General features: G+C 72.0%; 3 protein-coding genes. All 3 read right to left on the bottom strand.

Annotated features, from left to right (window positions below; translation table 11 throughout):
- The coding region (locus tag ACK5KK_RS03700; protein ID WP_416888739.1) for an AAA family ATPase at positions 1 to 1,240 on the bottom strand (1,240 nt) is incomplete at its 3' end.
- Positions 1,224 to 1,850: a ribonuclease III family protein gene (locus ACK5KK_RS03695; RefSeq protein WP_416888738.1), complete on the bottom strand. Its 627-nt coding sequence runs from the start codon at positions 1,848 to 1,850 to the stop codon at positions 1,224 to 1,226. The genes ACK5KK_RS03695 and ACK5KK_RS03700, both read right to left, overlap by 17 nt.
- Before the next feature lie 61 nt (positions 1,851 to 1,911).
- Entirely contained in the window at positions 1,912 to 2,118 is a 207-nt protein-coding gene (gene acpP, locus ACK5KK_RS03690; protein WP_416888740.1) for an acyl carrier protein, read from the bottom strand.
- Positions 2,119 to 2,126: the final 8 nt, after the last annotated feature.

Below are 2,126 nucleotides of genomic sequence, written 5' to 3'. Positions count from 1 at the left end.
GTTCGTGCGCCGCGTCCACCGTGCGGCGGGCCTCCTGGAGCCTGCTCTCCCCGCTGCGCACCGCGTGCTGAGCGGCATCGTGGTCCCGGCGGGCCTCCTGCGCGACGGTGGTCGCGTCCGCGAGCCGGGACGTCGACGACGCCGCGGCCTCCGAGGTCGCGCGGTGGTGCTCGGTGGCGTCTACCACCACCGTCTCCGCGGTGGTCCGGCGGCTCGCCGTGTGGTCGGCGCTGCGCTCGGCATCGTGACGGCTGGCGATGGCCGCGTCGCGCGCGTCCACATCGCGCGCGTGCTGACGCATCGCGGCGGCGACACGGTCGGCGCCCAGGTCGGCCCGGTTCCGCACGCTGTCCCCGGCGGATCGCAGATGACGGGTCAGGTCCCGTCGCACCTCGCGGCGGTGCTCGGCGGTCGCGACCGCGGCGTCGGCCTCGTCCAGCGCCGCGCGCGCCGTCTCAAGCGCGGCCTCCTGCTCCTCGACGACGCCCCTGGCGGCATCCAGCCCTACCTGTGCCGCGGCGACCGCACGGTGCGCCGCGATAGCGGATGCGGCTGTGATTCGGGCTTTGCCGGCTTCGATATCGCGGTCGAGCTCCGCGGCGAGTTCGGCGCGCTGGGCCTGCGACCGCAGCGTCTCCCGCCGCTCCTCCAGTTCGGTGGCGAGGTCCCTGGCCCGGTCCAGGCGATCGGCGACCCGCGCGAGCTTCTGTTCGGCGCGTTTGCGGCGGCGCTTCTGGAGGGCCACTCCCGCAGCCTCCTCGATCACCGCCCGCAGGTCGGCCGGCCGTGCGGTGCACACCGCCTCGACCTGGCCCTGGCGCACCACCGCCAGCGCGTCGGGGCCGAGCCCGCGAGTCGCCAACGCCTCGTGGATGTCCAGCAGGCGACAGGACACGCCATTCAGACGGTAGGTGGCGTCACCTGCCCGTGTGACACGGCGTGTCACACCCAGCTCTGCGGGCTGGTCGTCGTCGAGATCCTCGTCGCGGGTGAGCGTCATGGACACCTCGGCCAGGCCGGCGGCGGCGCGGCCGGCGCCGCCGGAGAACACGACCTCGGACATGCCCGACGCCCGGATGGCCCGGGCGCGTTGTTCGCCCATCGCCCAGACGAGCGCCTCGGCGAGGTTGCTCTTGCCCGAGCCGTTCGGCCCGACGATCACGTTGACGCCCGGCCCCAGATCCAGGGTCGTACCGGCGGCGAAGGACTTGAAACCGCGCAGTTCAAGTCTGGTGAGCATCGTCCTCCGATGTCGACTCGGCCAGGTACGCGGCGGCCGCCTGTTGCTGCGACGCCTGTTTGCTCGCCCCGACGCCGCGACCCACGACGACGTCGTCGAGCAGCACGTGGCTCGTGAACCGGCGCCGGTGCGCCGGTCCCTCGGCCGAAACCAGTTCGTAGCGCAGCACCCGACCGTCGGCCTGCGCCAGCTCCTGCAGGGTGGTCTTCGCGTCGCGCCGCCCGGGAACCGCTTCAGAGAGCGGTTCGGCGAACGCCGCGAGCACCGCCACCTCGACCGCCTCGAGTCCGAGGTCGAGGTAACCGCCCCCGATGACCGCCTCGGTCAGCGCGGCCGCAACCGACTCGTTGCCCTCCACGTCGCTCCCGGAGGCACTCGCCGGCGCGAACGTCTGCATCCGGCCGGGCAGGCCGGCGGCCTGCGCGACCCTGGCGCACGTCTCGCGTGACACGATCCCCTGACGCATCCAGGCGACATCGCCTTCGCTGGCCTGACCATGGCGGCGCATGAGTTCGGCGGTCACCACGAGCTGGAGCACCGCGTCCCCGAGCAGTTCGAGGCGTTCGTAGGAATCGCCGCGGTGCCGGACCCACGATCGGTGGGTGAGCACCTGTCGGCGGCGTGCCGGGGCCAGCCGATCCCAGAGATCCGCCAGCCCCGCGCGATGCGGATCAGTCGGCGTGGGCGATCACGAAGTCGACGGCCTGACCGACGCTGCCGATCTTCTCGGCTTCCTCGTCCGGGATCTTGACCATGAACCGATCTTCCATCTCCATGATCAGTTCGACCAAATCCAATGAGTCGGCGTTCAGATCCTCCTGAAAGGAGGCTTCCTCGGTGACCTCCGAGGCATCGACACCCAACTGCTCCACGAGGATGGCGCGAA

Origin of the sequence: Microbacterium sp., from assembly GCF_047972865.1 — a bacterium.
Classification (GTDB): domain Bacteria; phylum Actinomycetota; class Actinomycetes; order Actinomycetales; family Microbacteriaceae; genus Microbacterium.
The sequence above is the reverse complement of the archived record's forward strand: the minus strand, read 5'-3'. Positions and strand labels throughout refer to the sequence as shown.